Origin of the sequence: Binatus sp. (SeqCode) (genome assembly GCF_036522015.1) — a bacterium.
GTDB lineage: Bacteria > Desulfobacterota > Binatia > Binatales > Binataceae > Binatus.
Genome location: NZ_DATDGQ010000401.1, coordinates 1 through 1,583 on the forward strand (window position 1 = coordinate 1; position 1,583 = coordinate 1,583).

Sequence of the window (1,583 nt, forward strand, 5' to 3'; positions counted from 1 at the left end):
GTGATCGTGGGCGGCTTTGCGAACAGCCTGGTCGGCACGCTCTACATGTTGTTCGTCGTCAACGCGCTCGGATTCAGGCCCGGCGTGCTCGGCGTGATCTTCGCGGTTGGCGGCGCAAGCTCGCTGTTCGGTGCGCTCGCCGCGCGCCGCAGCGCCGAGATTCTCGGCACCGGAAGAGCGATGGTGGCCGGCCTCGCGATCGAAGGCGTCGCATACATGCTGCTGCCGATCGCGCGAGGCAGTGGCCCCGTGTCGGTAGCACTGCTGGTTGCGCAGCAGCTGGTCGGCGACAGTGCCGCGACAGTGTACTTCATCAACGCCGTCAGCCTGATTCAAACGATCACGCCCAAACCGATGCTTGGACGCGTCAACGCGAGTCTGCGCTTCGTGCGTCTCGCCAGCGTGCTCGTTGGGCAACTGGTCGCGGGTGTCGCGGGCGGCGTGATCGGTATGCGTCCAACGATAGCGATCGGTGCGGCGGGTTTGTGGGTTACGGCGGCGCTGCTCGGATTTTCCGAAGTCGGCTCGCTCACCGGGATGGAGGAGCATGCCGCGCCGTCCGTCGCCGACTGAACCGGAAACCGGAAGCGGAGGCAATTTCCGCAACTGACGGGCGTTCGCGCGGGCCATCTGGTAGGATTCGGAGCGGAATAGCTTGAACCTGTGAAAAACAAACCGATCAAACCCAACGCGCTCCAACCGGGCGATACCGTTGCGGTCGTCGCGCCCGCCGCGGCGATCGAACGGGCGCATCTCGAGCGCGGTGTCACCGTGCTCGGCGCAATGGGCTATCGGGTCAAAGTTTCGGAGCGCGCGCTGGCGCGTTCGGGGATTCTGGCCGGTGACGATCGCGAGCGCGCGAGCGAGCTCCAGGAATATTTCGCCGACCCCGAAGTCAGAGCGATCTTTTCGGCGCGCGGCGGCTACGGATGCGGACGACTGCTGCCGATTCTCGACTTCAAGGCGATCGCCAGCACGCCCAAAATCTTCATCGGCTTCTCGGATGCGACCTTCCTGCTCAATGCACTGGTTGATTTCGCCGGAATGGTGTCGTTTCACGGACCGATGGTCGCGATGGACTTTGCGAAAGGCCTGAGTCCGCGCGCGCTCGAGCATCTGCAAGGATTGCTCTGCGGCAAGCTCGACGGCTTTGAGCTCGAGGCTCACGAGGCGATGCATCCGGGGAGCGCGCAAGGCGAGGTTATCGGCGGATGCCTGTCGGTGCTGGTGGCGACTATCGGCACACCGTACGAGCCGCGCTTCGACGGACGAATCCTGTTTCTTGAGGACACGGGCGAGAAAGCCTATCGAATCGATCGGATGCTCGTGCAGTTGCGGCAAAGCGGCGCGCTCGGGCGCGTTGCGGGAATTGTTTTCGGCGCGATTCGAGCGATCGATGGAAACGAACAGGAGACCCGGATGATCGCGCGCTTCGCCGCGGAGCAGACTGCGGGCCTCGGATGTCCAGTGCTGTGGGGCGTCGAGGCGGGACATGGCACCGAGAATTTTGCGGTTCCGTTCGGCGTGCCCGCGCGAATCGATTCCGCCGCGCGCCGAATCATTTTTACCGAGCCGGCCGTTAC

1 protein-coding gene and 1 pseudogene are annotated in these 1,583 nt (G+C 64.1%); both read left to right on the forward strand.

Going from position 1 to position 1,583, the window contains the following annotated elements; translation table 11 throughout:
* Positions 1-573 (forward strand): annotated as a pseudogene (locus tag VIW95_RS16970) (hypothetical protein); the annotation flags it as partial.
* A gap of 90 nt (positions 574-663) precedes the next feature.
* Positions 664-1,583, forward strand: a 920-nt coding sequence (locus VIW95_RS16975; RefSeq protein ID WP_331588757.1) for an LD-carboxypeptidase, incomplete at its 3' end; no start/stop codon positions are given.